This window comes from Streptomyces oryzae (genome assembly GCF_017676365.1).
GTDB classification, from domain to species: Bacteria; Actinomycetota; Actinomycetes; order Streptomycetales; family Streptomycetaceae; genus Streptomyces; species Streptomyces oryzae.
The window spans coordinates 1-2,073 of sequence record NZ_JADKMA010000382.1 but is presented as its reverse complement, the minus strand read 5'-3'; the positions used below and the strand labels follow the sequence as shown (position 1 = coordinate 2,073).

The following is a 2,073-nucleotide window of genomic DNA, read 5'->3' as shown; positions in this document are numbered from 1 at the left end:
CGTTTCGGCTGCGGCCCGTCCGTGCTGGACCGGTCAGGAGCAGGTCAGTTGGTGGCGTGGTCGATGTTGTCCGCGTTGGTCCTGGCGGCGCGGCCCGCGTCCTGCAGCGTCTGCACGAACTTGTCGAAGGTCGGCTTCAGCCCCTCCCACTCGGTACGGAACTGGTCCGCCTTGCCGCCCTTCCAGTAACCGCCGCTGTTGCTGGCGGCGCTCTGAAGGCTGTTGATCAGCCCCTGGAGCGTGGAAGCGTCGCCGTCGAACTTGCTCGCCAGATCCCGCAGCTGCTGCAGATCAGCACCGTTCATTCCCATAAGGAACCCTCCCCGTATGCTGGCTGTGACACGTCTTGCAGCACGGTAACGCACTCTGCGCCGAACCAGGTGCAGTTCGTGTCACAGGCCGTCAACGGCCTTGTCGCACGGAGCTGTCGCCGGGCCGCCGATGCCGGTGGCGGCCAACCTGCCTTTGCTACAGAGTGGTTGACCATGACGCACCAGGTCCCGGCGGGAATCGGTACCCGTCCGCACAGCGCCCGGCTGTACGACTTCTTCCTCGGCGGCAAGACGAACTACGCCGCTGACCGGAAGGTCGCCGTCGAGAGCCTGAGACAGTTTCCGCACGCCATGGTGGCCGCCCGGCAGAACCGGGCCTTCATGCACCGCGTCGTCCGCCATCTGGCGCGGGATCACGGTATGCGGCAGTTCCTCGACATCGGTACCGGCATCCCCACAGCTCCCAACCTGCACCAGGTCGCGCAGGCGGAGCAGCCGGGGGCGCGCGTCGTCTACTCCGACAACGACCCTCTCGTGCTCGCCCACGCCCGCGCCCTGATGAACAGCACCCCGGAGGGTGCCACCGACTACATCGAGGCGGACGTCCGCGAGCCGGAGGTGATCCTGGAGCACGCCCGCAGCACACTGGACTTCAGCCGGCCCGTCGCTCTTTCGGTTATCGCTCTCTTCCACTTCCTCCCGGAAGAGGACGCCCCCTACGGAATCATCCGGCACCTGATGGACGCCCTCCCTTCCGGCAGCGCCCTGGCCCTCTCGCACGCCACCGAGGAGTTCGACCCGGAGGGCATGCGCAGAATCGTGGCCACCTACCGCGCCGGCGGTGTGAACCTGACCCTGCGCAGCCACAAGGAGGTCCTGACCTTCTTCGAGGGCCTGGACCTCGTCGACCCCGGCCTGGCCGCCACCTGCGACTGGCGGCTCGACCTGGACACCGACGACGTCCCCCAGCTGCCCGGCATGGTCTCCCCGGCGGAGTCAGGCGTCTGGGCGGGCCTGGCCTTCAAACCGTAGGCGGCGGATCGCCGACGCGGCCGTCAGAACACCGGCATGGCCGTCAACGTGCCGCCCTGGAGCAGGAAGACGCGGTTTCCGGCTGCGGCGGACTGCCAGGGGCCGGCGGCGCCCTGCACATAGGTCCATGCCTGGGTGCCCTTGTCCGCCGCCACCAGTGTGGCCGGGGCGGCGATGGTGGTGGGTTGGTCGGTGGTGACGGACTTGTAGGTGTGGGCCCAAGTGCGGTGGCCGGTCTTGCGGTTGGAGGCGGTGAAGCGTTGGGGTCGCTCTTGTGGGCTGTCACGACGACGAAGGCGTCGGGGAGGAGGTGGCTCTCCTGGTAGCCGGTGGGGAAGGGGGCGGTCCACAGTTCGCGGTCTGCGGCGAGGTCGTAGGCGACGACGGTGCGGTGGTCGGGGGCGGAGGAGCGGGCGGTTGTCCACGACGAGCCAGAGGACGGCTTCGTGGGCGGCGAGGACCGTCACATAGGGGCGTCGGCCGCTTTTGCGGTAGCGCTTCGAACGCCATTGGACCTTGCCGTCGCGGGGGTTCAGCGCCAGCAGGTCGTCGGAGCCGGCGAGGAGGACGAGGCCGTTGTGGAGGTCGAGGCCCGTCACGGCGGTTCCGTCGGCGAGGACGGCGATCTCGTCCCGCCACAGGAGAGGGGCGAACTTCTTCGCGGGGGCGGAGAAGTCGTAGCGCCACTTGGGGGTGGGCGGCGCGCCCTTGAGGCGTTTGCGGGACTTGCGCTTGCTCGCCAGTCGCTCGGCTGCGGAGAGGGTGGGGG

At 68.9% G+C, this 2,073-nt stretch carries 3 protein-coding genes; 1 reads left to right on the top strand and 2 read right to left on the bottom strand.

Annotated elements, in window-relative coordinates:
* Positions 1-44 precede the first annotated feature (44 nt).
* Complete coding sequence (locus ITI46_RS34280) at positions 45-305, bottom strand: WXG100 family type VII secretion target (RefSeq protein WP_247747025.1); 261 nt, start codon at positions 303-305, stop codon at positions 45-47.
* Between the two features lie 180 nt (positions 306-485).
* On the opposite strand from ITI46_RS34280, the gene ITI46_RS34275 reads away from it, so the two are divergent.
* The gene (locus ITI46_RS34275) at positions 486-1,304 is read left to right on the top strand and encodes an SAM-dependent methyltransferase (protein ID WP_209243940.1); all 819 of its coding nucleotides are present in this window, start codon (positions 486-488) and stop codon (positions 1,302-1,304) included.
* A 23-nt stretch (positions 1,305-1,327) separates the two neighbouring features.
* Here the strand turns inward: ITI46_RS34275 and ITI46_RS34270 are convergent.
* The coding region (locus ITI46_RS34270) for a hypothetical protein (RefSeq protein WP_209243944.1) at positions 1,328-2,073 on the bottom strand (746 nt) is incomplete at its 5' end.

Bases quoted from the DNA above. Each gene is read 5' to 3' on its own strand.
- ITI46_RS34280 (WP_247747025.1), bottom strand. From the start codon at position 305: ATGAACGGTGCTGATCTGCAGCAGCTGCGGGATCTGGCGAGCAAGTTC.
- ITI46_RS34275 (WP_209243940.1), top strand. From the start codon at position 486: ATGACGCACCAGGTCCCGGCGGGAATCGGTACCCGTCCGCACAGCGCC.